At 62.8% G+C, this 26,473-nt stretch carries 23 protein-coding genes; 3 read left to right on the top strand and 20 right to left on the bottom strand.

Annotated elements, in window-relative coordinates; translation table 11 throughout:
* The 12 genes from G4D79_RS18610 to G4D79_RS18555 form a co-directional block, all read right to left on the bottom strand.
* Positions 1-882 carry an acyl-CoA thioesterase II gene (locus tag G4D79_RS18610; RefSeq protein ID WP_003944096.1) on the bottom strand — a complete coding sequence of 294 codons (882 nt, stop codon included), beginning with the start codon at positions 880-882 and terminating at the stop codon, positions 1-3.
* Entirely contained in the window at positions 883-2,301 is a 1,419-nt protein-coding gene (pyk, locus tag G4D79_RS18605; RefSeq protein ID WP_003944038.1) for a pyruvate kinase, read from the bottom strand.
* 82 nt (positions 2,302-2,383) lie between these two features.
* Positions 2,384-3,886, bottom strand: coding sequence for a glutamate synthase subunit beta (locus tag G4D79_RS18600; protein WP_099698261.1), 1,503 nt, complete (start codon positions 3,884-3,886; stop codon positions 2,384-2,386).
* Positions 3,879-8,378 (bottom strand): glutamate synthase large subunit, encoded by a 4,500-nt coding sequence (gltB, locus tag G4D79_RS18595; protein ID WP_214514283.1) that lies wholly within the window; start codon positions 8,376-8,378, stop codon positions 3,879-3,881. Before gltB ends, G4D79_RS18600 begins: the two co-directional genes overlap by 8 nt.
* A 133-nt stretch (positions 8,379-8,511) precedes the next feature.
* Positions 8,512-9,339: a TM2 domain-containing protein gene (locus G4D79_RS18590; protein WP_058037526.1), complete on the bottom strand. Its 828-nt coding sequence runs from the start codon at positions 9,337-9,339 to the stop codon at positions 8,512-8,514.
* Between the two features lie 126 nt (positions 9,340-9,465).
* Positions 9,466-9,891: a TM2 domain-containing protein gene (locus G4D79_RS18585; protein ID WP_030536756.1), complete on the bottom strand. Its 426-nt coding sequence runs from the start codon at positions 9,889-9,891 to the stop codon at positions 9,466-9,468.
* Positions 9,888-10,961: a prolipoprotein diacylglyceryl transferase gene (gene lgt, locus G4D79_RS18580; protein WP_180279703.1), complete on the bottom strand. Its 1,074-nt coding sequence runs from the start codon at positions 10,959-10,961 to the stop codon at positions 9,888-9,890. The genes G4D79_RS18585 and lgt overlap by 4 nt, the downstream gene beginning before the upstream one ends.
* A complete protein-coding gene (trpA, locus tag G4D79_RS18575) occupies positions 10,958-11,761 on the bottom strand; it encodes a tryptophan synthase subunit alpha (protein WP_003944010.1) in 804 nt (267 codons plus the stop codon). Before trpA ends, lgt begins: the two co-directional genes overlap by 4 nt.
* A complete protein-coding gene (trpB, locus tag G4D79_RS18570; RefSeq protein WP_058037527.1) occupies positions 11,758-13,107 on the bottom strand; it encodes a tryptophan synthase subunit beta in 1,350 nt (449 codons plus the stop codon). The genes trpA and trpB overlap by 4 nt, the downstream gene beginning before the upstream one ends.
* Positions 13,108-13,181: 74 nt before the next feature.
* The gene (trpC, locus tag G4D79_RS18565; RefSeq protein ID WP_003944016.1) at positions 13,182-13,991 is read right to left on the bottom strand and encodes an indole-3-glycerol phosphate synthase TrpC; all 810 of its coding nucleotides are present in this window, start codon (positions 13,989-13,991) and stop codon (positions 13,182-13,184) included.
* 125 nt (positions 13,992-14,116) lie between these two features.
* On the bottom strand, positions 14,117-14,821 hold the full coding sequence (locus G4D79_RS18560) for a TIGR02234 family membrane protein (RefSeq protein ID WP_030536757.1): 705 nt from the start codon (positions 14,819-14,821) through the stop codon (positions 14,117-14,119).
* Positions 14,818-16,404: an anthranilate synthase component I gene (locus G4D79_RS18555; protein ID WP_007728697.1), complete on the bottom strand. Its 1,587-nt coding sequence runs from the start codon at positions 16,402-16,404 to the stop codon at positions 14,818-14,820. The genes G4D79_RS18560 and G4D79_RS18555 overlap by 4 nt, the downstream gene beginning before the upstream one ends.
* A gap of 57 nt (positions 16,405-16,461) precedes the next feature.
* On the opposite strand from G4D79_RS18555, the gene G4D79_RS18550 reads away from it, so the two are divergent.
* Positions 16,462-16,920, top strand: coding sequence for a peroxiredoxin (locus G4D79_RS18550; RefSeq protein WP_007728696.1), 459 nt, complete (start codon positions 16,462-16,464; stop codon positions 16,918-16,920).
* Positions 16,921-16,960: 40 nt separating this feature from the next.
* Here the strand turns inward: G4D79_RS18550 and G4D79_RS18545 are convergent, their stop codons facing one another.
* Positions 16,961-17,743, bottom strand: coding sequence for a dioxygenase (locus tag G4D79_RS18545; protein ID WP_003944012.1), 783 nt, complete (start codon positions 17,741-17,743; stop codon positions 16,961-16,963).
* A gap of 174 nt (positions 17,744-17,917) precedes the next feature.
* On the opposite strand from G4D79_RS18545, the gene G4D79_RS18540 reads away from it, so the two are divergent.
* The gene (locus G4D79_RS18540) at positions 17,918-18,427 is read left to right on the top strand and encodes a MarR family winged helix-turn-helix transcriptional regulator (RefSeq protein ID WP_030536759.1); all 510 of its coding nucleotides are present in this window, start codon (positions 17,918-17,920) and stop codon (positions 18,425-18,427) included.
* Between the two features lie 28 nt (positions 18,428-18,455).
* Here the strand turns inward: G4D79_RS18540 and G4D79_RS18535 are convergent, their stop codons facing one another.
* Positions 18,456-19,994, bottom strand: a complete 1,539-nt coding sequence (locus G4D79_RS18535; RefSeq protein WP_099698863.1) for an FAD-binding protein — start codon at positions 19,992-19,994, stop codon at positions 18,456-18,458.
* Between the two features lie 198 nt (positions 19,995-20,192).
* On the opposite strand from G4D79_RS18535, the gene G4D79_RS18530 reads away from it, so the two are divergent.
* Positions 20,193-20,783: a TetR/AcrR family transcriptional regulator gene (locus G4D79_RS18530; RefSeq protein WP_003943994.1), complete on the top strand. Its 591-nt coding sequence runs from the start codon at positions 20,193-20,195 to the stop codon at positions 20,781-20,783.
* Here the strand turns inward: G4D79_RS18530 and G4D79_RS18525 are convergent.
* From G4D79_RS18525 to G4D79_RS18500, 6 genes are read right to left on the bottom strand one after another with little or no spacing between them, the layout of a single operon-like run.
* Positions 20,780-21,247 carry a hypothetical protein gene (locus G4D79_RS18525; RefSeq protein ID WP_075833338.1) on the bottom strand — a complete coding sequence of 156 codons (468 nt, stop codon included), beginning with the start codon at positions 21,245-21,247 and terminating at the stop codon, positions 20,780-20,782. The genes G4D79_RS18530 and G4D79_RS18525 overlap by 4 nt on opposite strands.
* Positions 21,244-21,780, bottom strand: a complete 537-nt coding sequence (locus tag G4D79_RS18520; protein ID WP_223304672.1) for a hypothetical protein — start codon at positions 21,778-21,780, stop codon at positions 21,244-21,246. The genes G4D79_RS18525 and G4D79_RS18520 overlap by 4 nt, the downstream gene beginning before the upstream one ends.
* A complete protein-coding gene (locus G4D79_RS18515; protein WP_075833340.1) occupies positions 21,747-23,066 on the bottom strand; it encodes an MCE family protein in 1,320 nt (439 codons plus the stop codon). Before G4D79_RS18515 ends, G4D79_RS18520 begins: the two co-directional genes overlap by 34 nt.
* On the bottom strand, positions 23,063-24,196 hold the full coding sequence (locus G4D79_RS18510) for an MCE family protein (RefSeq protein WP_180279702.1): 1,134 nt from the start codon (positions 24,194-24,196) through the stop codon (positions 23,063-23,065). Before G4D79_RS18510 ends, G4D79_RS18515 begins: the two co-directional genes overlap by 4 nt.
* Positions 24,193-25,455, bottom strand: coding sequence for an MCE family protein (locus tag G4D79_RS18505; RefSeq protein ID WP_075833342.1), 1,263 nt, complete (start codon positions 25,453-25,455; stop codon positions 24,193-24,195). Before G4D79_RS18505 ends, G4D79_RS18510 begins: the two co-directional genes overlap by 4 nt.
* The gene (locus G4D79_RS18500) at positions 25,455-26,468 is read right to left on the bottom strand and encodes an MCE family protein (protein WP_063316273.1); all 1,014 of its coding nucleotides are present in this window, start codon (positions 26,466-26,468) and stop codon (positions 25,455-25,457) included. The genes G4D79_RS18505 and G4D79_RS18500 overlap by 1 nt, the downstream gene beginning before the upstream one ends.
* Positions 26,469-26,473 lie beyond the last annotated feature (5 nt).

The raw sequence follows: 26,473 nt of genomic DNA, 5'->3' as shown, positions 1-26,473 counted from the left end.
TCATTCCCCTTTACGCGGGAAATGCCTGATCATTCCTTCTTGGACCACCGTCGCCAACAGCAGTCCTTCCACCGAGAAGTACCGTCCGGTTGCCAGACCGCGCGAACCTGCGGCGACCGGCGATTCGGTGGCGTACAGAACCCAGTCGGTGAACCGGAACGGGCGATGGAACCAGATCGAATGATTGACCGTCGCCGCGACGATACGATCATGACCCCAGGACAAACCATGAGTGGTCAGAATCGAATCGAGCACGGTGGTGTCGGACGAATATGCCAGCGTCGCAGCGTGAATGAGCGAATCGTCCGGCAGATCACCGTCGGGGCGCATCCACACCCGATTGTGGTTGAGTTTCTCGCCGGTGCCCTTGAGGATCCACGCCGGATCGTTGGCGTACCGCATGTCGATCGGCTTGAGCGCCGCACTGAAATGCGGCAGTTTTTCCTCGTACCCCACCAAATGATCGCCGATGGGAGGCAACGACTCCGGAAGTGGAACATCCGGGATCTCGACAGCATGGTCGAGCCCCTTGCCGGAGTCCTGGAACGCCGCGAGCATCACGAACAATTCGTTCTCACCCTGATAGGCAGTCACCTGACGGTTGGCGAACGCCCGCCCGTCGCGATGACGATCCACCCGATACTCGATGGGCGCCTTGACATCTCCGCCGCGAATGAAATGGGCATTCACCGCATGGATGGGGCGATCACCGTCGACGGTCCGCCCGGCGGCCATCAGTGCCTGAGACACCAACTGACCGCCGAACGTCCGCGAACCTACCTGTTTCGGGTGGTATCCACGGAACGCGTCTTCACCGATCTGCTCCAGATCCAACAGACCGAGGAGAGTACCGAGGTCGGTGGACGCGTTCGCGTGGGTCACTCAGTGGTCCTCTTCGCCGATACGGTGGACGTGAATGAGGTTGGTGGAACCGACAGTTCCCGGAGGGGATCCGGCAACGATGACCACGAGGTCGCCCTTGACGTACCGCCCGAGGGAGAGCAACGCACTGTCCACCTGACGCACCATCTCGTCGGTGGTGGCCACCGCATCGACCAGGAACGTCTCGGTTCCCCACGTCAGCGTCAGCTGACTGCGCACCGCGGGCAGCGGTGTGAAGGCGAGCAACGGCAGCGGCGTGTGCAGACGAGCCAGTCGACGCACCGTGTCACCGGACTGAGTGAACGCAACCAAGGCCTTGGCGTCGAGACGTTCGCCGATGTCGCGTGCTGCGTACGAGATGACACCGCGCTTGGTGCGCGGGACGTGGGTCAACGGTGGGACACGGGTTGATTCGTTCTCGACGGCCTCGACGATGCGGGCCATGGTGCGAACGGTTTCCATGACGTACTTGCCCACCGAAGTCTCGCCCGAGAGCATGACTGCGTCGGCGCCGTCGAGAACGGCGTTGGCGACATCGGATGCCTCTGCGCGAGTGGGACGTGAGTTCTCGATCATCGACTCGAGCATCTGCGTCGCGACGATGACCGGCTTCGCGTTCTCACGAGCAATCTGGATTGCGCGCTTCTGAACGAGCGGGACCTGCTCGAGCGGCAACTCGACACCGAGGTCACCGCGGGCGACCATGACGGCGTCGAACGCGAGCACGATGGCTTCGAGATTGTCGATGGCCTCGGGCTTCTCGAGCTTCGCGATGACGGGAACGCGGCGCCCGACTCGATCCATGATGGCGTGAACCAATTCGACGTCCGCCGGTGAGCGAACGAAGGAGAGTGCAATGAAGTCGACGCCCAACTTGAGAGCGAACTCGAGGTCGGCGATGTCCTTGCCCGACAGGGCTGGAACGGAGACGTTCATACCGGGCAGTGAGAGGCCCTTGTTGTTGCTGACCGGACCGCCTTCGGTGACCCGACAGACGACGTCGTTGCCGTCGATGGACGTGACGACCAGGCCGACCTTGCCGTCGTCGACCAGCAGTCGATCGCCGGCCTTGGCGTCGCGCGCCAATTCCTTGTACGTGGTGCCGACGCGATCGTGCGTTCCCTCGACGTCGTCGACGGTGATTCGAACCTCTTCACCGTTGGCCCAGGTGGTCCGCTCGTCCTTGAATCGACCGAGTCGAATCTTGGGCCCCTGAAGGTCGGCGAGAACACCGACGGCCTTTCCGGTGGCGTCCGACGCGGCGCGGACGCGAATGTAGTTTTCTTCGTGATCGGCATGCTCGCCGTGGCTGAAGTTGAGGCGCGCCACGTCCATGCCGCTCTCCACGAGCTCACGGATGCGGTCGCCAGAAGCTGTCGCAGGTCCAAGTGTGCATACAATTTTTGTCCGTCGGTTCACGGCTCGAGCCTAGTCGCTACCCCACCGCACTTCTATCCGGCATTTGCGACCTGCACTTTCTGTACTTACTCGATTCAGTTGGTCAGCTCACGAACAGCGGAAATGCCTTTGGATGAACCGGAGCCGGAAGCGCCGACTCGCCTGTGAGAAACATGTCGACGGCACGTGCGGCCGACCGTCCCTCGGCAATCGCCCACACGACCAGCGACGCCCCGCGATGCGCGTCGCCGCAGACGAATACGCCGGGTGTGCGGGTCTGCCACCCGACATCACACTCGATTCTGCCGAGTGGATCGGTGCCGACATCAAGGTCGGTGAGCAGTGGGGCGGTTTCGACGCCGTCGAAACCCAGAGCGAGCAGGACCATCTCACACACGAGATCGATCGTGTCTCCAGTCTCCACCAAGGTCCGTTGTCCGTTCTTCGCTCGTGACACGGCTACCGGAACCATCCGGATTGCACGGACCGCACCCTCACCGTCGTCGAGAAATTCCTGCGCCGCCCACCGGAACCGTTTGTCACTGCCCTCCTCGTCCGCCGGCGAGGTGCGCAGGACCCGCGGCCACAACGGCCATGGGTCGCGATCTCGATCGCGGCGTGCCGGAGGTGGGACGTGGTAATCCAATTCCGTCACCGAGAGCGCGGCTTGGCGATGCACCGTGCCGAGGCAGTCGGCGGCCGTGTCGCCGCCACCGATGATCACGACGTTCTTACCTCGCGCCGAGATGCTCGACGCACCATCACCCTCGCATTCGCGGTTGGCCGCACGCAGGTACGTCATCGCACGATGGATTCCGCGAAGACTACGACCCGGTACGTCGGTGTCTCTGGCACGATCAGCCCCGACCGCCAGGACTACCGCCTCGAATTCCGTCGAGAGGTCGTGCGCGCTCACGTTCACTCCGACGGCGCAGTCGGTGACGAATCTGATCCCCTCGGCGGTCAGTTGGTCCAGCCGCCGGTTGATGAGGGCCTTGGGCAACTTGAATTCCGGAATTCCGTAGCGAAGCAGTCCCCCGATCCGATCACTCCGCTCGAACACCGTGACACGGTGTCCGGCTCGTGTCAGTTGTTGAGCCGCGGCCAGTCCCGCCGGTCCCGAACCGACAACCGCAACACGGTTTCCGCTGTGAACTACCGGAGGCCGTAGTCCCAGTGAACCCGACTCCCAGGCGTTGTCGACGATCGCCTGTTCGATGCGCTTGATGGTGACACCCCCCGACGTGTGCTCGTCGTCGAGTGCGAGAACGCACGCCGTTTCGCACGGTGCGGGGCACAGATGTCCGGTGAACTCGGGAAAATTGTTGGTGGAATGCAGATTCTCCGAGGCTTCGGACCACCGTCCACGCCGAACCAGGTCGTTCCATTCCGGAATGAGATTGCCGAGCGGACACCCTATGTCGGCCGAATGGCAGTACGGCACAGCGCAGTCCATGCAACGCGAGGCCTGTGCAGATACGTCTCGATTTCGCACGACGGGATCCAGCGACTCGTATACCGATGCCCAGTCGCCGACGCGCACGTCGGTCGGTCTGGTCGGTGCGTCGGATCGTTTCACGTTGAGGAACCCGCGTGGGTCAGGCATGAGCCGGCTCCACCAGTTGGTTCTCTTCCACGACCTTCCGGTAGTCGACAGGCAAGACTTTGGTGAATCTCGGACTCTGGCCAACCCAGTCGTCGAGAAGTTTCGCAGCCACCGGCGAGCCGGTCGCAGCCAAATGCTCGCCGAGAATGTCGACCAGCTGACGACAGTCTTCCGCCGAAGGCCGCTCCAGCACGACCATGTCGCGGTTGACCTTCTCTGCCTTCACATCGAGTACGAAGGCAATTCCGCCCGACATTCCCGCAGCAAGGTTCCTACCGGTTGGGCCGATGATGACGACGCGACCCCCGGTCATGTACTCACACGCATGGTCGCCGACGCCTTCCACCACAGCGACCGCACCCGAGTTTCGCACCGCGAATCGTTCCCCGACACGCCCCCGGGCATAGAGCGCACCGCTCGTAGCGCCGTACAGCAGCGTATTGCCGGCAATCACCTGCTCCTCGGCCACGAAGGGTGCGTCCTCACTCGGCCGAAGCGCGATTCGTCCACCCGAGAGCCCCTTTCCCACGTAATCGTTTGCATCGCCGACAACGACCAGCGAGATGCCCGGTGGCAGGAACGCACCGAGTGACTGGCCCGCCGTTCCACGGAGCACGACGTCGATGGTGCCGTCAGGTAGCCCAACGGCGCCGTAGCGTCTGGTCACCTCTGCGCCCAGCCTCGTTCCCACCGCCCGATCCGTATTGTGTACTGGCAGTTCGATATGCACGGGTCGAGCGTCCGCGAGTGAGTTCGCGGCGCACTCGATCAGGGTGCGTTCGAGTTCGCTCGAAACAGGTACACACGGCGGGTAGGCCGCGCCGGTCGGCGCGGCCGGAACGTCGAAGAGTGGTGAGAGGTCCAACGTGCGACTCTTCCAATGCGCCACCGCCGGAGACATTTCCAATACGTCTGCGTGGCCCAGAGCGTCGTCGATACTTCGAAACCCCAGTTCTGCCAACAGCCGTCGTACGTCGTCGGCGATGAAGCGGAAGAAGTTCTCGACGTACTCGGGCCGGCCGGTGAATCGCTCGCGCAGTTCGGGATTCTGCGTTGCTACTCCGACGGGGCAGGTGTCGAGGTGACATACCCGCATCATGACGCAGCCGGCCGCGATGAGTGGCGCCGTGGAAAACCCGTACTCCTGCGCCCCCAGCAACGCGGCGACGACGACGTCCCGCGCCGTGCGCAAACCCCCATCACACTGGACGACGATTCGATCGCGTAACCCGTTGAGCACCAGAGTCTGCTGAGTTTCGGCCAGCCCGACCTCCCAGGGCGTACCCGCGTGGTGGATGGACGAGAGTGCCGCAGCACCCGTCCCACCGTCGTGACCGGAGATCAGCACCACGTCGGCGTGCGCTTTGGCCACACCTGCCGCAACAGTCCCGACTCCGACTGCGCTGACCAACTTCACGTGTATCCGCGCACGATCGTTTGCGCATCTGAGGTCGTAGATCAATTGGGCGAGATCCTCGATCGAATAGATGTCGTGGTGCGGGGGCGGAGAAATGAGCCCGACCCCAGGCGTCGAGTACCGGGTTTCCGCGATCCACGGGTACACCTTGGACCCCGGAAGCTGCCCTCCTTCACCGGGCTTGGCACCTTGGGCCATCTTGATCTGAATGTCGGTGGCATTGACCAGGTAATCGCTGGTCACCCCGAAGCGCCCACTCGCGACCTGCTTGACTGCGCTTCGACGCTTGTCGTCACGCAACCGCTCCGGCGACTCTCCGCCCTCACCGGTGTTGGAACGCCCGCCGAGAGCATTCATCGCAACCGCCATCGTCTCGTGCGCCTCCGCAGAGAGGGAGCCGTAGCTCATCGCACCGGTGTTGAATCGAGCGAGAATCATCTCGACGGGTTCGACCTGATCGAGCGGAATCGGCGGACGAACCTCACACCGAAATCGAAACAATCCCCGCGGTGTTCCGCCCTGCGCGCTCAGTCGATCGACTTCATCGCTGTAGCGGCGAAAGATTTCACTTCGCCCCGTCCGGGTCGCGTGCTGAAGGAAGAACACGGATTCGGGTGTGAACACATGCAATTCACCATCGCGGCGATACCGGTACTGTCCGCTGTCGGTCAACTGACGATTGTCGAACTGACGATGCTGCACTGCGGACGACGAGAACGCAGCCGTGTGGCGCATCAGAACTTCGCGCGCGACTTCGGTGATACCGATCCCGCCGATCCGGCTCCGTGTGTTGCAGAAGTATTCGTCGACCAACTCTCGACCCAAGCCCACGGCCTCGAATACCTGTGCGCCCGTGTAGGAGTGAACCGTAGCGATTCCCATCTTCGACATCACTTTGAGCACGCCGAAATTTGTTGCTCTCAGGTAGTTGTCCGACGCAGTCTTCGGATCTATCCCGGGAAGTTCGTCCTGCTCGCTGAGGGCTTGGACAGATTCGAGAGCAAGATACGGGTGGACAGCCGCCGCACCGTAGCCGATCAGCAGCGCGATGTGATGAACTTCGCGCGCGTCACCCGAGTCGACGACAAGGGAAACCTTGGTCCGCAGGCCATGACGAACCAGATCGTGGTGCACGGCTGATACTGCGAGCAATGATGGAATGGGAGCCTGCTCAGGGCCTGATCCACGGTCGGAGATCACCAGAATCTCGATTCCGGCTGCGGCGGCTGTTCGGGCGGACTCACGAAGCCTCTCGACGCCTTCGGTGAGACTGCCCCTCGGATCGAAACCTGCGCGAAGGACAGCGCTTCTCGGAGTTCTTGCGCCGTATAGTTCGGCGACCTTCGCCATCTTCCCCGGTCCGATCACCGGTTTGTCGAGAACAATCCTTCGGCACGACAGCGCCGACGCTTCGAACAAGTTCTGCTCAGCGCCGAGGGTGACACCAAGCGTAGTGACGACTTCCTCGCGAATCGCGTCCAAAGGCGGGTTGGTCACCTGAGCAAAGAGCTGAATAAAGTAGTCGTACAACAGCTTCGGCCGATCCGAAAGAACGGCGAGAGGCGTGTCGACACCCATCGATCCCAACGGCTCCGATCCTGAGCTTGCCATCGGGACAAGAATGTCCCGCAGGTCCTCGGCGTGGTATCCGAAGAGCAACTGCCGTTGCAACAGCGGAGCCGGATCGCCTCGGGCAGGCGCAGTCTCGGGGATGTCCTCGAGGTCGACCAATCCCCCGTCGACCCAGTCCCGGTAGGGGGCTGTGCTCGCGAGTTCGGACTTGATCTCCGCATCGGAAACGATCCGATGGCGAGCGGTGTCCACGAGAAACATGCGTCCCGGTTCGAGGCGCCCCTTCTCCAACACCTCGGACGTGGGAGCGTCGAACACGCCGCTCTCACTGGCCAACACGATACGGTCGTTCTTCATCCGCCACCATCGCCCTGGGCGAAGACCGTTGCGATCCAACACGGCCCCGACAACAATGCCGTCGCTGAACGTCACGGACGCCGGACCGTCCCACGGTTCCATCAGACAACCGTGAAATTGGTAGAAGGCCTTTATCTCGTCGGGCATCGAAGAATCGTTCTCCCAGGCTCCGGGAATCATCATCGCGATGGCGTGTTGCACACTGCGGCCCCCGAGCGTCAAAAACTCCAGTACTTCGTCGAACGACGAAGAGTCGGATCCTCCCGGGGTGCAGATCGGAAACAGGCGATCGATGTCCCCACCTAAAAGTGTGCTCCGCAGCATCGGCTCGCGAGCGCGCATCCAATTCCTGTTTCCCACAATCGTATTGATCTCGCCGTTGTGGGCGATGCAGCGATACGGCTGAGCGAGTGGCCACGACGGAAATGTGTTCGTGGAGTATCGACTGTGCACGACTGCCAACGCAGTTCGCATTCGGTCGTCGCGTAGGTCGGTGAAGTAACCGGATAACTGCGTCGGCGTCAGCATGCCCTTGTACACGATGGTTCGGGCGGACAACGAGGGGAAATACACTGCAGTGTTGGCACAGTGAATCCGCTCGACCTGTCTCCTGAGCGCAAACACTCGTCTGTCCAAGGCAATTCCGCCCACACTACGATCTCGCGACTCGGCGCACGTCACAAAACACTGACTGACGTACGGAGCGCACTGCGCGGCAACGGTTCCGACGCAGTCTCGGTCGACCGGCACCTCTCGCCACCCGATAATCTGCAGTCCTTCTGCCGCTGCGTACCGGTGTATCCGAACTACCGCGCGCCAACGTGCTTCCTGATCCACCGGGAGAAAGCAGTTTCCGGCCGCGTAGGTGTTCTCACCCATCGCGTTGGGTGGTGGAAGCTCGAACTCGGTCACCGCGTCGAAGAACTCCGTCGGCAGCTGAATCAGAATGCCCGCGCCGTCTCCGCTGTTGGATTCGCGCCCAACTGCGCCGCGATGGGAGAGATTGCCCAGGACCGCGAGCGCATCGTCGACAATGGAATGCAGGTGGCGTCCAGAGGTGTCTGCTACCACGGCTACACCACACGAATCGGTTTCCTGATCGGGGTCGTACAGGCCCCGAGGTTCAGGTATTCGAGAAAACAGCACTCGGCGACCTCCACGCGGACATGCAGCCGACGTGCGCTAGTTTATCAGCCCATAACCGCAGGTCGCGAGAGCAAAACGGTGACCCCCTGATACCGAGGCATCAGGGGGTCACACTTGCCGAGGGTCGTTTCGATCAGCTACGCAAAGGGCGGTTGTACTGATCGCGCACACTGCCGGTCAACATCATGATTCCGTCGATGAGCGGCCAGATGCCACCGATTCCACACGTCAACCAAGTGACCGCGATCTGTGCGACAGCCATGCCGGGCTGGTTGAGATAGAAACGTCCTGCACCGAATCCGCCGAGCAGAATGCCCAGCAATCCGGCAGTCGTCTTCGACTTGTCCGAGTACGGTTCACCGGTCATCGGGTCACGTCCGTATGGTGCGGACGGGTCGACCAGGCCGTAGCCAGGCTGAGGATAACCCTGAGCTTGTGGGTACCCCTGAGGCTGACCGTAACCCGGCTGTGAGTATCCCGGCTGTGAGTATCCCGGCTGGGGGTAGCCCTGCGGCGGAGCCGCGTAGGGATTCGGAGTCTGATCTGCCGGTGCACCGTAGACGGGACCGTCCGTCGGGGTTTGGGTCGGGCTCGAGTAGTCAGGCGCCGGATAGTTCTGGGCGGCGTAACTTTCCTGCGACGTGTACGGCGCTGTCGGCTGATTCGGGGTGGAATCAGAATCGGCAGCGGGAAACGCTGTGGTCGATTCGGTTCCGGTCGGCGGCGGGTAGATGGGGTGGTTTCCCCACCCCGGACCGTTTCCGACTCCCGAATACGTGTCCCAGCCTGGACCGGTGCCGGTGGTCTCCGTCGACGGCGTCTTTTCGGTGGGTGCCGAGGTTTCCGTCAACGACGCATCCGCCGTCGCGTCGTAGTCGAACGGCGACCCGAACTGCGGTGGAACCGGCGGCTGTGATCCAGACGAGTCCCCCGACTCGGAAGGTTCCGGATTCTTGTTCAAGTTAGGCAACGTACTTTCCTTCGATTCGACGACGGTACGTAATAGCTTTTGTTATCGGACTTCGAGAAGGTTCGACCTTCTCGAGGCCAGTCCCCCACACATGTTTCCTCGGTTCGCGCTCGCGACTCATCCTCGCAATGGCCGGCGAGCACCGTCCCGCGCATTGCCCGAAAGTATCACGATGCCGTCGACGAACGCCCAGATCCAGATTCCGATCGCAAATGGAATTCCGATGAGGAACGCCGACATGAACAGCGCGAAGAACATGCCGAGCAGTTGGCACAATCCGATGCCGACACTTCCGATATAGAGGCGCCCGACTCCACAGATTCCGAAGAAGCCCAGCAAGATCTGCAACAGTCCAGCGGTGGCCTTCGACTTGTCGGAATACGGTTCCCCGGTTACCGGGTGCCGACCGTACGGGGCGTAGGGATCTCCGAACCCGTACATCGATGGAGGCGGCAATGGCTGCTGATATCCGTACGGATTGGGCGCGCCGTAGACCGGTCCCTGATCCTCGGGGAATCCCCCCTGCGAATAGGGACCTGTCACGGCTTGTCTTTCTTCGACAGCTTCACCGCGTCCGACGACTCATCCGACGCTGCCGTGGAGGCGCTTGCCTCACTGGAAGCGGATTCAGCAGCATCGGATTCAGAATCTTCAGCGTCGGCGACTTTCGCGTCGGCCTTCGCCGAATCAGTTTCGGTAACTGGCGCCGCGACTCCTGCTTCGCCGGCAGCTACCGCAGCGACGTAGTCCTTCGACTTCAAATCAGCCGGATCCTCACGACCCTTCTTCGCCAGGAAGAAGTAAGCCAGTGCGGCGAAGAACACGATCCCCGAAGTGAATGTGTTGACGCGAATGCCGGCGATCTCGTAGGCGAAATCGTCGCGCATCAGTTCGACGACGAACCGGCCCAGGCAATAGCCCGCGACGTACAGAGCAAACAGGCGTCCGTGGCCGATCTTGAATCGGCGGTCGACGAGGACCAGCAGGATCACGATCAGGACGTTCCACACAGCTTCGTAGAGGAACGTCGGGTGAACGACCCGAATGACTTCTCCGTTGGAGACACCTGCCAGTTGATCGAGCTGGCCGGAAGAGTTCACACGCTCGAAGATCTCGAGGCCCCATGGGACGGTGGTCTCGCGACCGTACAACTCCTGGTTGAAGTAATTGCCGATACGACCGATGGCCTGCGCGAGCAAGATTCCGGGCGCAATCGCATCACCGAGCGCGGACACCGGAATGCCGCGTCGACGGCAGCCGATCCACGCACCGATGCCGCCGAGGAACACTGCTCCCCATATTCCGAGGCCTCCCTGCCACACCTTGAGTGCGTCGAGTGGCTGACCGTTCTCGCCGAAATAGGCGGGCCAGTCGGTCAAAACGTGGTAGAGCCTGCCACCGATCAGACCGAAGGGAACGGCCCAGATCGCGATGTCGAGAACGGTCCCCTTCTCGCCGCCGCGGGCGACCCAACGACGATCTCCCCACACGATCGCGACGATGATGCCGAGGATGATGAAGAGCGCGTAGGCGCGAAGCGCCACCGGTCCGACGTACCAGACGCCTTGGGGCGGGCTGGGGATATAGGCCAGCAGGTCCACAGTTGAGGTCACGACGCCACGGTAGCCGAGCGGACGCCCTCGGCGAGTTCTTCGGTGAGCGAGCGAACCGCTCCCAGGCCGTTCTCGACCGCGGAGACCAGAGCCGAGCCGACGATGACGGCATCGGCGTATGCCGCGATTTCGGCAGCCTGTGCGCCGGAGCGAACTCCCAATCCGACGCCGACGGGAATGTCGGAATGCGCGCGGATTCGTGCGGTCAGTTCCGGAGCCATCGAAGACACGGCGTCGCGAGCGCCGGTGACACCCATCGTCGAGGCCGCGTAGATGAATCCACTACTCGCATCGAGTGTCATCGCGAGTCGTTCTTCCGTCGAGGACGGAGCGACAAGGAAGATCCGGTCGAGGTGGTGCTCCTCGGATGCTTCCATCCAGGCGCCGGCTTCTTCCGGAATGAGGTTGGGGGTGATCAGTCCGAGCCCGCCGGCGGAAGCGAGGTCTCGTGCGAACTTGTCGACGCCGTACTGCAGTACCGGGTTCCAGTAGGTCATCACGACGGCCTTGCCGCCGACCGAACTGATCTGCTCGATCACGGTGAAGATATCGCGAAGGCGAACACCGTTGGTGAGTGCAGTTTCGGCTGCACGCTGGATGGTCGGACCGTCCATGACCGGATCGGAATACGCGACACCGACTTCGATGATGTCGCAGCCACCGTCGACCATCGCCTTGAACACGTCGATCGATTCGGGAACGGTCGGATAACCGGCAGGCAGGTAACCGACGAGGGCGGCACGCTTGTCAGCCTTGCACGCGGCAAAGGTGGGTGCGAGGCGTGATGGTCGTTCGCTCACTTGTCCGAGCCTTCCGTGTTGTCGTTCTCGTCTGCTGCATCATCCGGAGCGGCTGCCTGACCTGAGGCGCCGTCGAAAAGACCGAACCAGCTTGCGGCGGTGTCCATGTCCTTGTCACCGCGACCGGAGAGATTGACGACGATGATCGCGCCCTCACCGAGTTCTTTGCCCAGTCGGAGTGCGCCGGCGACGGCGTGGGCCGATTCGATGGCCGGGATGATGCCCTCGCGGCGCGAGAGCAGCAGCAGCGCATCCATGGCTTCACTGTCGGTGACGGGTTCGTAGGTCGCGCGCCCGATATCGCTCAGGTAAGCGTGCTCGGGTCCGACGCCCGGGTAGTCCAGACCAGCAGAGATCGAGTGCGATTCGATGGTCTGACCGTCTTGGTCCTGGAGGAGGTAGGAGTAGGCACCCTGGAATGCGCCAGGGGTACCGCCGGCGAACGTTGCTGCATGCCTTCCGGTTTCGACACCGTCGCCGGCTGCTTCGTAGCCAACCAGCCGTACCGACAGATCGTCGATGAACGGGTGGAAGATTCCGATTGCGTTGGAGCCGCCTCCGACGCAGGCTGTGACTGCATCGGGCAGGCGGCCGGTCAGTGCCTGAACCTGGACGCGTGTTTCGAGGCCGACCACTCGCTGGAAGTCCCGAACGATGGTGGGGAACGGGTGCGGGCCTGCCGCGGTACCGAAGCAGTAATAGGTGTTGTCCGCGTGGGAAACCCAGTCGCGCAAGGCTTCGTTGATCGCGTCCTTGAGCGTGCGCGAACCGGTCTCGACCGAAACGACCTCCGCGCCGAGCAGGCGCATGCGTGCGACGTTCAGTGCTTGACGTTCGGTGTCGACAGCACCCATGTAGATGACGCACTCGAGACCGAGCAGTGCACAGGCGGTGGCCGATGCCACACCGTGCTGGCCCGCTCCGGTCTCGGCGATGATGCGGGTCTTGCCCATACGCTTTGCCAGCAGAACCTGACCGAGAACGTTGTTGATCTTGTGAGAACCGGTGTGGTTCAGATCTTCACGCTTGAGAAGGATGCGCGCACCGCCGGCGAACTCGCTCATTCGCGTTGCCTCGAAAATCGGCGACGGGCGCCCGGTGTAATCGCGCTGCAAGCGATCGAGTTCGTTCAAGAACGTGTCGTCCGCGCGAGCCTTTTCGTACTCCGCAGTGACTTCCTCGATAACCGCCATGAGGGCTTCCGGCACATGCCGTCCGCCGTAGACGCCGAAATGGCCTCCGGCGTCGGGATCGTGGGAGCGCTCGGTGAGTCCCGCGCTGGCCGGCGGCAGATTGCCGCCCTTGAATATTGCACCGGAGCCTGGTTCCTGAGTACGTGAAGTCACCCCACCAGTCTGCCCCAACGGTGTCGCTGGTCACCGCCCGGGTGCATCAAAGCACGCCGGGCGGGTGAAGCGATTTATCGAGATGGTTTGGGGCAGGACGGGTGCGCACCTGCATTGACCAGATCTGCGACGGCCTTGCGAGGGTCGCCGCTGGTCACGAGGCCTTCACCGACGAGCACTGCGTCGGCGCCCGCCCCGGCGTACGCCAACAGATCGGCAGTTCCGCGAACACCGGACTCGGCAATCTTGATCGTCTCGGTCGGAAGACCGGGAGCGATGCGACCGAAGGTGTTCTTGTCCACCTCGAGAGTCTTGAGATTGCGGGCGTTCACACCGATCACCTTGGCGCCGGCTTCGAGCGCGCGGTTGGCTTCTTCCTCCGTGTGCACCTCGACGAGGGCAGTCATTCCCAGAGATTCGGTGCGATCGATCAACGAGGCTAGCGCCTGCTGCTCGAGTGCCGCGACGATCAGCAAGATGACGTCGGCGCCGTGAGCGCGAGCCTCGTGAATCTGGTACGGCCCCACGATGAAGTCCTTGCGGAGCACCGGAATGGTGACCGCTTTACGGACTGCGTCCAGGTCGGCCAACGAGCCGTGAAAACGGCGCTCTTCGGTGAGAACACTGATGATGCGTGCGCCACCGGCTTGGTACGCCGCGGCAAGCTCAGCGGGATCGGCAATGTCGGCCAACGCACCCTTTGACGGGCTCGCTCGCTTGACCTCGGCGATGACGCCGATGCTCGATTCCAGAAGTGCTGCTGCAGCATCGAGTGCAGGCGGTGCAGCGGCCGCAGCAGCCTTGACTGCAGCGAAGTCGAGTACGGCTTCGCGGGCGGCGACATCAGCGCGCACCCCGTCGAGAATCGAGTCGAGTACGGTCATCGTGGCCCGAATCCTTTCTGGGCAAGAGCCCGATGTGAGATACGTCATCAGGGTGGTCTCAGCCTAGTGGGACGAAATTTTGCTACTCCGTCGGGGTACCCACGCAGGTGAGGGTTCAGTCTTACTCAGTGGGACGACCCCGGTTTCGCGCCGTTGTCTCCCCCAACTCCGTCGTCCCCGTCAGTCGCTGTCGGGTCCTCTCCGGCGTCGAGCGCATCCCACAACATCCGTTGTGTCACAGGCTCGTCCGATGCAGGTTTGTCTCCCTGACCAAGCTTGGCCGCGGCCTCGCGGCGCGCGGCAGGGTTGTCGTATTTCGACGACAACCCGCCTCGCACTGGAGGTTTGCGCATCAGAAGTACTGCCGCGCCGAGCGCCGCCACCGCTCCGACCAACGCAAGCAAGGCAGGCAGTACCGAAACAGTCGTCGAGAGATCTTCCGGGTGACCGGACAACTCGGCCAACTCCACCGCTCGGTCCGCAGAGGCTCCGGACACCAACAACTGCACTGCCGGAACCGCTACCGCGACGGCGACGAGGGCAACCAACAGTCCGACTACCCGAAGTGCCCAACCTCGCACCGCAAACGACGCCGCGATCGCCGCCAGAAGCGCGAGCGCGAGCGGAGTCATCGCCGCCGCCCAGGTGCTGCCGTCGAGATCCGTCGTCCTCTCCAGCGTCTTGCCGTCGCTCGAGGTCAGATGAACCCACGTCATTCGTGAGCTGCCCCACAGAGCTGCTGCCGACAACGCCAGCAGAAGCGTTCTCGGCACGGCGGTGCCACGAGAAACGCTTGTAGGCTCCGCTGCACTCGACTCGTTCTCACTCACTGATCGTCACCTCCGATGGTGCGCAGGGTGTGCGCCGACGCAATCGCGCTCAGCACTGCCATCGCCTTGTTGCGGGCCTCGGTGTCCTCGTAGACCGGATCCGAGTCGGCGACGACGCCGGCGCCCGCCTGGACGTATCCGATCCCGTCCTTGATCAATGCCGTTCGGATCGCGATCGCGGTGTCGGCGTCGCCGGCGAAGTCGAGGTAGCCGACGATGCCGCCGTAGATACCGCGCCTGGTCGGTTCCAGTTCTTCGATCAGCTGCATCGCTCGGACCTTGGGTGCCCCCGAGAGGGTTCCAGCGGGGAAGCATGCGGTGACGGCGTCGAGAGCGTGCTTTCCCTCGGCCAGATGACCGGTGACGGTCGATACGAGATGCATCACGTGGCTGTACCGCTCGATGTGCCGGTAGTCGTGCACCTTCACCGTGCCCGGGCGACAGACACGACCCAGATCGTTTCGCCCCAGATCGACGAGCATGAGGTGCTCGGAGTTTTCCTTCTCGTCGGCGAGGAGGTCCTTCTCGAGCAGGATGTCGTCCTCCTCTGTGGCACCGCGCCATCTGGTTCCAGCGATCGGGTGTGTTGTCGCGACGCCCTCAGCAACCGTGACCAGTGCTTCCGGGCTCGAACCGACGATCGAAAACGCCGTCTCTCCATCACCGTTCGGCACGTTGAGCAGATACATGTACGGGCTGGGGTTCGACGCTCGCAGCATCCGGTACACGTCGATCGGCGCTGCAGTGCAATCGATCTCGAATCGCTGCGAGAGAACTACCTGGAATGCCTCGCCCGCTTCGATGTCGCCGATCAACTTTTCGACGTCGACACCGAAGCTCTCGGTGGTGCGCTGACGGCGGTAGTTCGGAGTCGCTTTCGAAAATGTCGACACCGTCGATTTCGCCGGCGCCGCGAGAGCACGAGTCATCGCGTCCAACCTGGCGACTGCGTCGTCGTACGCCGTGTCGACGCGCTCGTCCGTGCCGTCCCAGTTGACGGCATTGGCGATGAGGGTGATCGCCCCTTCGTGGTGATCGACTGCGGCGATGTCGGCGGCAAGCAGCATGACCATCTCGGGGATCTGCAGGTCGTCGACCGCGGAGTCACCCAATCTCTCGAGGCGCCGCACCGCGTCGTAGCCGAGGAATCCGACCATTCCGCCGGTCAGCGGGGGCAGGTCGGGCAGCCGCTCCGAACGAAGCAGCTCGAGGGTGGCACCGAGCGCGTCGATCGGGTCGCCGCCGGCCGGAGCGCCGGCCGGAACGTTGCCGTACCAGGCCGCCTCTCCGTCCACGACGGTCAGTGCAGCCGGACTCCCGACGCCGATGAACGACCACCGCGACCACGAACGACCGTTCTCGGCCGACTCGAGCAAGAAGGTGCCGGGACGATTGCCGGCCAACTTCTCGTACGCCGAGAGCGGAGTTTCGGAGTCCGCCAACACTTTCCGAGTGACCGGAACGACCCGATGCTCAGCTGCGAGAGCTCGGAACTGCTCCCGGGTCGTGGTGGAATCGGACGCGTCACCGACGATCGCGGTGTCGGACGACCGTGCGGACATGGAGGTGGGCTCGCCGTGCATGGCTCCATCATCCCAGGCTCCCCCATGTGGCCGTCGTGCGCGGGTAACCTCGGCCGAATGAAACCAGGCCAACTCGCTCCCGATTTCTCACTGCCCGACCAGGACGGGACTCCGCGCTCGCTGACGAGCCTGCTCGAGAACGGACCCCTGGTCCTCTTCTTCTACCCGGCAGCCTCGACGCCGGTGTGCACCGCCGAGGCGTGCCACTTCCGTGACCTCGGCAGCGAATTCGCCGCGGTGGGCGCTTCGCGAGCGGGCATCAGCACCGATACGGTCGAAGCTCAGTCCACCTTTGCCACCGCACAATCCTTCGACTACCCCCTACTCGCCGACACCGACGGCAAGGTAGCCGAACAGTTCGGCGTCAAGCGCGGACTCCTGGGCAAGTTGGCTCCGGTCAAACGCTCGACTTTCGTGATCGACACCGACCGCACCGTCCTCAAAGTCATCTCGAGTGAACTACGCGCCAACACCCACGGCGACCAGGCGCTCGAGTTCCTTCGCAATCGAAGCTGACTCACCTGGGCGACCTGATTCTCTGCGCGATTTGAGATCTCTAGGCGACCTGAATCGAGCGCTTCGCAAGCCCCATCCAGAATCCGTCGATCACCTGGGTGGGCACCTGTTCCGGATCGGATGACGCACCGAGCGTGACGAACAACGGGGCGAAGTGCTCGATGGTCGGATGCGCGTACGGCATCCCGGGAGCTTGAGCGCGGAAGTCGATCAAGGAATCGACGTCACCGGCAGCGAACCTCTCCCCTGCCCACGCGTCGAATTCCGCCGACCATCCCGGGGCCTGCGCCTCCGGTGACGGATCGCGCAGGAACGGTAGCCCGTGCGTGGTGAATCCGGATCCCACGATCAGTACACCTTGCTCACGGAGTGGCCGTAGGCGCTGTCCGAGATGGAGCAAACGCTCGGGATCGAGGGTTGGCAGCGAAATTTGCAGTACCGGGATGTCTGCGTCCGGGTACATCACCGTGAGCGGCACGTAGGCACCGTGATCCAGGCCTCGATTCGGCTGCTGAACCACGCGTTCGTTGTCCGGCATCAACGCGGCAACCTGGGCGGCGAGTTCCGGAGCGCCGGGAGAGTTGTACTTCGCGCGGTAGAACCTCTCGGGAAAACCACCGAAGTCGTAGATGAGCGGGGTGCCCGTGGTCGTCGATCCGATCGTCAGCGGTGCTGATTCCCAGTGCGCCGATACGACGAGGATTGCCGTCGGCCGCGGAAGATCGCCGGCCCACGCCCCCAACTGGTCGACCCACAACGCGCTGTCCACCAGCGGCGGAGCACCGTGGCTGAGATACAGCGCAGGCATGGTTGTGGTGGACATACGGACTCCTCGGGATAGACATTCGTCGTAAGTTGAAGATTCAACCTAATATAGAACTCAACACTTGCGTCCCGCAACTATTCCCCGCAGGATTCTTCTGGACATGCGTCTGAGACGCTGTACACAAGCACGCTCCGTGCACGAAGAATGCTCGACCCGAAGGAGAAGTCACCGATGAGTGAACCGACCGCGCAGCCCGACGCGCAGTCTCAGACGAAGTGGCTCACAGCCGAGCAGCAGGAAGCATGGCTGACACTGATCGCTCTCGTGACACGGTTGCCTGCCGCACTCGACACTCAACTACAACGCGATTCGGCACTCACACACTTCGAATACTTCGTACTCGCGGCACTCTCGGACGCCCCCGACCACAAGCTCCAGTTGTCGGTACTGGCCCAGCGCGCGAACGCGTCCCTGTCCCGCCTCTCGCACGTGATCACGAAGATGGAGAAGGCCGGCTGGGTGAAACGGGAAGTCATTCGTGGCAGCCGCGGCTCCAACGCAGTGCTCACCGACGAGGGAATGGCAAAGGTGGTCGCGGCCGCGCCGCCGCACGTCGCCTCAGTTCAAGGTCTCCTCTTCGAGGGCCTCGACGATCGCCAGGTCGCCCAGCTTTCGTCGTTGGGTACAGCAATGCTCACCCAACTGGACAAGGGAATCGCCGCCGGACTCGGCAAGGCCTGACCACATCCCCGAGACGAGCGACTGATGATCAAGACGGCAGCTTCGCGAGGTCGAGTGCAGCCAAGTGACTGAACAGCATGCTCGCTCCGATCGGGTTTCCACCGCCGGGGTACGTAGTCCCGCTGGCCGCTGCCATCGTGTTCCCCGCCGCGTACAACCCGGCAATCGCCGTACCGTCGGCTTTGAGCACCCTCCCGGTCGCGTCGGTGCGTAGACCACCTTTGGTCCCGAGGTCGGAGATGCCGAACGCGGCAGCGTGAAACGGCCCTTGGTCGATCGGTACGAGCGGCGAAGCCCCCTCGGAGAAGGCGCGGTCGTACGCAGTGTCTCCTCGACCGAAGTCCGTGTCGACGCCAGTCGCCGCAAACGCGTTGAATCGCTTCACGGTCTCCACCAGTTCCGCTGCGGGAACATCGATCTGGGCAGCGAGGTCTTCGAGTGTCTGTGCACTCTTCCACAACCCCGCATCCACATACTGCTCCGTCTGTGCCATGGGTACGTTGGGTGCCTTCACCGGCGGCACTGCGCCTTCTCTGTTGTCGTAGATCATCCAGTACGGCGTGGTTACTTTCCCTGCCCGCATGTGTTCGATGACGGCGCGACCCAAGCGGTCGTACGGCGCTGATTCGTTGACGAATCGGCGACCGTCGTCGTCCACGAAGATTCCGCCGGTGAACCACAGCGCAAACGCGGAGCGCCCATCTGGATGGGTGAGTCCCGGCGACCACCAGGCCTCTCCCATGAGGTCGGTGTCGGCGCCCGCGGCGATGGCCGCCTGGTGTGCCTTCCCGAGGTTGCCGGGGCAGCCCATCGTGTCGAGAGCGGATCCGGGGACACCGAATTCGGCCCGCATGGTCTCGTTCTGCTCGAATCCACCGGCGGCGAGGATCACTCCTCTGCGTGCCTGAATGGTTCGACGCCGACCATCTCGGTCGACGACGGCTCCGACCACCACTCCGTCCTCGACAACCAGTTCCTCGAGAGTGGTCTTCAGGTGCATGGTGGCGTTCGGGAGTTCCGCAAGAGCCAACAGGAATCGACCGATCAACGACTGGCCGCCGACGAGGTACTTCGGCAACTCCTCCCCCAGCCGTTCCGTCGCCAGCGGCGGACGAAGCGAATCACGAAGCGCACCCAGCTTGTTCGCGTTCATCGGCTTGGGAACAATGTGCCGTCCGCTCGCTCGAGCCTTGGGCTCTTCACCGAAGTAGTCGGGCCACGGCAGTATCTGGAACTCGAAGTTCGAGTCCTCTTCGAGGTAGTCGATCAACCCGGCGCCACCTCGAACGTAGGCTTCCTGAACGTCGGCGGGTGTACGATCACCCACCACTGATCGGTAGTACTCCAGCGCATCCTCGATGGTGTCGACGTCCTCGCCCCGACGAAGAACGGCGTTGCACGGGAACCACATTCCGCCGCCGCCCGAGTACGCCGTTGTTCCGCCGTACTTGTCGGTTGCTTCGATCGCAATGACGTCGAGGCCTTCGCGGGCTGCCGTGTACGCGCCGGTGAGTCCGCCGCCTGATCCCACAGCGAGTACGTCGCACGTCTCGTCCCACTTCGTCATCGTCAGCCTCTCTGATTCTGGGCACAGTTTCCGAACATGTTCTAGAAATCGTTCTAACACATGGACTTAGCGATCGCGGGGGTTCGAAATTCTGTCCCACCGAGCGGGAGCGAGACGTGACACCGAGCGGGGAGCGAGAACGAGCAGCGATAGCGCACACTTTGCTCGCACGGGCCTGATCCCGTAGTGTCTGGACACATGTCTGGTAAGACCAAGTTCGAGTCCACTCGTCGACGGCTCACACAGCAGCAAGCCGAAACCGTCGATCGATTGACCGCGGCAGCGATCACGGTCCTGCGCGACAAAGGGTTTGCCGATCTGACTGTGCGAATGGTGGCAGCGGAAGCCGGTGTCGCCGCAGCCACGGCATACACCTACTTTTCGTCCAAGAGTCACCTTGTGGCAGAACTGTTCTGGCGCCGACTCGACGCGGTACCGCACGAGCCCTCCCCCGAGGCGGAACGAGAAGCGCAGGTCTGCTCGGTCCTTCGAAGCGTCGCACTCCTCGTTTCCGACGAACCGGAGCTGGCCGCGGCCGTGACCACGGCGATGATGGGCAATGATCCCGACGTCGAACACCTTCGGGGACGTATCGGCAAGAACATCCGCGAGCGGCTCATCGAGGCGCTGGGGCCGTCATACGATCCCGACGTACTCGAAGCACTCGAAATCTCCTGGTCCGGAGCGCTTGTTCGAGCCGGCATGGGTTACGAGTCCTATTCGCAGATCGCAGACCGGCTCGAAGTCACTGCCAGGCTGATCATGGCGGGCCGCGACAACCTTCACTAGACGGGGGTCATGGCACTCACCAGCCATGTGCCGTCGACTCGATCGAGTGTCACCTCGACTCGGCTCGACGTCGACGCTGGTGCCGGCCGCGCGGTACTCGTCGTGATCTGATCGACGAACACGAGCACTTCCGCGCGGTCTGCAGCAGCGGAGAGCACTCCCACGTCGACTACTCGCGCCTTCGTGCTGATTCCTTGCTCCTTCGACTGGGGTGCAACGGTTTTCGATCCGAATTCAGCGAAGCGGTCCTGAAATGTTCCACTTGCGCCCTCGGCAGCATGTGCAAGATCCTCGTCCACCGTGTCGCTGTTGTAGCTCAAGAGATTCTCGACGAGCATCGGCGCCACACCGATCACCTCGACACGTGCGGTTTCAGCGGCTGCCGAACGTTGGTGACTCCAGAGCAGAGTCCCGCCGGCTCCCACCAAGATCAGCGCTGCAAACGCCAAGACCACGCGCTTCACGGGACGAACTCCACACTCGACATCAGTACCCGACCGTCAACCTCCTCGACACCGACGCGAAGACGGTAGGTTCGCGCCGAAGATTCTCCCGCCGAATTGCCGACCTGAGCCGATGCCGCGATCAGCACCACCCCCGAGGTTCCGGATTCCGATGCCAAGGCTGCGGTGTCGACACGACCGTCGGAATCGACGGCAAAATCACGGATCGATGCGACGAACGCAGATTCACCGGACTTCAGTTCGTCTGCAAAAGTTCCCGTACTCAGCGACTTCAGCGCCGCGAGATCCTCGTCGAGCGTGGCAGAGTGAACGTCGATCAGAGCAAGGGTTCCTGCGACAGCACCGTCGACGAACCCTTGACGCTGGGACTCTCGCGCGCGGTCCGATCGAACTGCCAGAGCACCGAAGACGACAACGACGCTCAGAGCCACGAGTGCAATCCAGACCAGGGCAAGGAGTACACCGCGCTTCCCTCCGACCGGATCCAGCACCTCGCCCCTCAGCGATTCGTCGGCATCAGCAACTGTTGCCACGGCTCACCCTCCCCCGAATCGGAAGCAGCAGGAGCCAATTCCGTGTGTTGATAGTCGACTCCGTCTGGCCCCGTGTACAACTCGCCGGGCGCATTGGTTCCCGAGGGGACGTACGGATCTGGGCTCCGACAGATCTCCGGGCTCGGTGCTCGTTTACCCGGTACCTCCATACAGGGAATGTTCCGGGATCCACGAACTGCGAAGACCGAGTTCTGCGGAACTTTGCAGTACAAGTCGGCCGGGGTGTCCGGGACACTCATCTGGGTCGGGTCTCGTCGCTGATCGGCCGGAAGGTAGCCGGTCGAGCAGGCCGCAGGGTCCTGCGCTTGGAGGTGGAAGTTGACATTCGCGGCGCCGTCCACCTGCCCGCGTTGGACAACGGTTTCCTGTGCCGCGACCAGTGGCGGCAAGATGACGAGCACCTGCTCCAACCCGGCGTTGTACGTCAAAGCCACCTGAGCGGTGCTGGTGAAATTGGCAAGCAGCACAGGCAAAGTGGGCTTGAGGCCTTGAAACAGCAGGTCGGCTTCAGTCGCGAAGCCCGGTCCGGTCTCGAGGATATTGCGCACGGACCCGTCGGCGACCGCCAACTGTCCACTGAGTTGAGCGACACTGGACGCCCACTGGCGAATCTGATCGCCCGTCACCACCTGTGTCTGCAGGAGCGGATCCAACTGCTGTACGAGCGTCGTGGCCGGCGTTGTGGCAGCGGACATCTGATCGACGAACGAAGTGGTCGAATCCAGCAGACGAGCCAGACCCTCTCCCCTGCCTCCGAAAGCTGCCGCGGACTCGTCGATCACCGATCGCAACTTGTCCTGCGGTACGGATGCGAGCATCGCCTGCGCCTGATCGAGGACCGGTCCGATCTCGGTCGGGATCGTGACAGCGTCGGGGCCGATCACGTCTCCGTCGGTCAGAAAGGGTCCGTCCGCGGTGCTCGGTTGCATGTCGACGTATTGCTCGCCGATGGCCGACACACTTCGCACCGCTACTGCGAGCCCGCTGGAGGGAACGGGAACCGCACTCTCCAAAGATAATTCGGCGCGTACCACTCCCGGAGACAGACGCACCGATCTGACCTGACCGATGGTGTCGCCGCGATAGGTCACGTTCGCGTTCCGATACAGGCCACCGGCGTCGGGCAGTTCGACTGTCACCGAATAGCGCCCGATTCCGAGCATGGTCGGAACTCTCAGGTACGAGATAGCCGCTGCGCTCATGCCTATCACCGCCAGGATCGCGAAGATCGTCAATTGCCTTCGCACCAGCTTCGTGAGAATCATCGTCCACCTCCCTGGGCGGGCTGCGCTGTGCCAAGTGGGCCGGGCTGTCCTGTGCCGAGTGGGGCGGTCAAGGGATCTACCAGGATTCCGCTCTCCACTGGTGTTTGCGGCGCCCCGAACGGAGTGCCGAAACCGAGCCCCGACTGCAGACGATTACTCGTGAGGTCGATCAGCGCCCACAAATTGGTGTAATCACCGCGCATTCCGTCGTCGATGGTCGTCTGGGGGAAGGGGAAGGTACTCAGATTGCCCAAATTGTTGATCAGGTCCGGTCCTGTTTCGACCACCTTCTGCAGCGTCGATTCCAAGGAGCTCAAATTGGCTTTCAGATCGTCGCGGGTCCGGTCGACCAGATCGGTCCCGACGTCCCCGAACCTGCCGACCGCATCGAGGGCGGTGGTCAGGTCGACGCGTTGGGCGCTCAGTTCCGCCAAGGCCGGATCGAGGGTCTCCAACGCCTCACCGAGAACGTCTCGCTGAGCCGTGATCTCGCCGGCGAAGACGTCGAGATTCTCCATGGTCGTGACCATCGCATCACGTTGGCGGTCGAGTGTTTCGGTCACGGTATCCATCTGACTCAGCAGGTCGCGAGCCGCGTCGGTCCGTCCGCCGAGCGCCGTGTTCAGCTCCGTGGTGATGCTGTGAATCTGAGCGAGCCCGCCGCCGTTGAGGACCAATGACAGTGCCGTCAACGCTTCCTCGGTGGTGGGATAGACACTGGCCGATGCAAGGGGAATCACGGATCCTTCCGACAACCGCCCTTCCGGCGCCACCTCGGTGGGCGGCGCGAGCGCGACGTGTTTGGATCCGAGCAGACTGGTTTGGCCGATCTTGGCAGTCGCGTTGGCGGGCAGCGACACCGAGCCGTCGAGCGCAACCGTCACCCGTGCGTGCCAGTTGTCGGTCTCGATCGCACTGATACTCCCGACTGTCACGTCGTTGACCATGACCGGAGAGTTCGGACTGATCGACGTGACGTCCGGCATCTCGATCACGACCGAGAAACTTCCCTCACCGCGGCCGGCCGCGCCCGGCAGCGACACCGAATTCAGCCCGCTCCATTGACAACCCGTCAGAACGAGCACGGCGCTCGCCGCCACACACACTGTTCCCCACCGGCGGCCAGTCATCGTGATCCTGTCGACGGCATGAGCAAGCCGGTCAGATCAGACGCCACCGGTACCGTCGGAAAGCCCAAGGCGCCAGTCGGTTCCAGATCAGGCTCGCTGTACACCAGTTGGTCCGGAAGAGCGCCGAGCGCCCGGGTCGGATTGATGCTCAGGTCCGGGTAGTTGGCCTTGATCGTGTTGAGCAACGGGCCGAGGTATTCGATGCACAAATCCGCGCCCTTCTTCGAGGTGTCGTTGGCCAGGCCGGCGATTCCGCCGCAGATCAAGTCGATCGGGTTGCCGACGTTCTGGAATGCGGGCACACCCACCATCGCTCCTTGGGCCGGCCGGTAGACGTTGTAGTAGTTCGACAACGCTGTCGGAGCCAGATGCAGTACCTTCTCGAGGCCTGCGCGCTTGTCGACCAGTACCTGGGACACGTCGGCCAACTTCGCGATCTGCTCCGTCAAGCCGGTTCGGTTCTGTTCGACGAACCGCTGTACGTCGACGACGGCGGCGTCCAGATCGGCGAGAGCCGGAGCCAATTGCGTCCGGCTCTCGGCGAGCACACTCGAGACATTTGCCAGTCGTCCTTGGAACTGAACGATCTGTTCGTCGCTTGCGGCGAGTGCGGTCGTGAAGGTCTGCAGGCCGCGGATGGTGCCGAACAGATCGGCTCCGCCTTCGTCGAGTGTGCTCATAGCCTCCGAGAGTTCGGTCACCGAGCGCCCCAGCGCTTCCCCGTTGCCGGCCAATGCGGATCCGGCACCGTCGAGGAAGTTGGCGGCGGGACCGCGATCGTCCCCGACGGGACCCAAAGCATCGGCAGCCCGGCCCAGCTGTTCCTTGATCTGGTCCCACTCGACCGGGACGGCCGTTCTGTCGAGTGGGATCTCCGCACCGTCATTCAGTGCGTCGGCGCCGTCCGTCACCGCCGGCGTCAATTGCACGAAGCGGGCCGAGACCAGCGACTGGGCAACGATCACCGCTTTCGCGTCCTCGGCGACGGGAACCTCGCGCGCCAATTTCAGTTCGACGCGCATTCGATCTCCCTGTGGGGCGATCGCGGTGACGCGGCCGACGTCGACTCCCACGACACGAACGTCGTCACCGACATACAGACCGGTCGTCGAGGCGAAGTAGGCCGTCACGTTGTAGTAGCGCAGATGTTGCACCGCAAGGTATCCCGACACGACGACGATCGCCGCACCGATGACGCTTCCACCAACGACGGCGATTCGACGCCAGTTCACCGGTTTGCGAACTCGTAAGGCACCCATCATCGAACCTCCGGAATCGGTAGCGGCGCAGGTGGTAGCCCGAACATCGCGTTGATCAACGGTTGGGTGTATTGCGCTGGCACCAGGTTCTGAACGTAGGCGTAGTAGAAGGGGCCGCTGGCCACGGTGTCACCGAGCGTGCCCACGTACGTACCGAGACCGTCGATTCCCTGAGAAAGGTTGTCCTTGTTGTTCTGCAGAATGCCGACAACCGTGTCGAGTTTGCCGAGGACCGGCTGCAACTGCGCCTCGTTGTCGTGGACGAGTCCGCTCAGCTGGGTCGACAACGCCGAGATGTTCGTGATCACTTCCCCCAGCGCCGCCTGTCGCCGATCCAGTTCTCCCAACAAGGCATTGCCGTCGACGAGTAGCGCGTTGACCTGTGGTCCACGCTCGGCCAACGTCCCGGCGACGTCGTTTGCATCGGACAGCAAGGTGCGCAACATGTCGTCGCGTCTATTGACGCTGTCGGAGATCCGTGCGACACCGTCCAGTGCCGGCCTCAGGTTCGGCGCACTGTCGGACATCACCTGTCCCACTGCGTCGAGCGATTCGGAGAGTTGGTCGAGATCGATGTCCTCGACCGTCGTGGTGAGGTCACCGAGTACGTCGGGCAGCGAGTACGCCGATCTTGTTCGCTCGACCGGGATCTCGCCGCCGACCGCGATCCTTCCCGGACCGTCCAGATCGAGTGATACCGCTCGCTTGCCGAGCAACGACATCGTGGTGACGGCCGCCGATGTGCTTTCTCCCAAACCGATCGAGCCGTCGAGTGTGAAGTCCACGCGGGCGAGTCCGTGCTCGACCTCGATCCGGTTCACCGTTCCGATCTTCACTCCGGCGGCGTTGACTTCGTCTCCCGGCGCGAGACCGCTGGCGTCGGCGAACACCGCGCTGTACCCGACACCCGATTTCAGGAACTGCAGATTCTGATACTGGAGCGATGCCAATACGACGGCGGCCGTGACAACCAATCCCACGACCCCCACGCGTACGGCCTGGCTCTGTGCCATCTCTC

The sequence above is a fragment of the Rhodococcus sp. WY5 genome (genome assembly GCF_018588185.1).
Lineage (GTDB): Bacteria > Actinomycetota > Actinomycetes > Mycobacteriales > Mycobacteriaceae > Rhodococcus_F > Rhodococcus_F qingshengii.
This window is presented reverse-complemented; position numbering and strand designations above follow the sequence as displayed.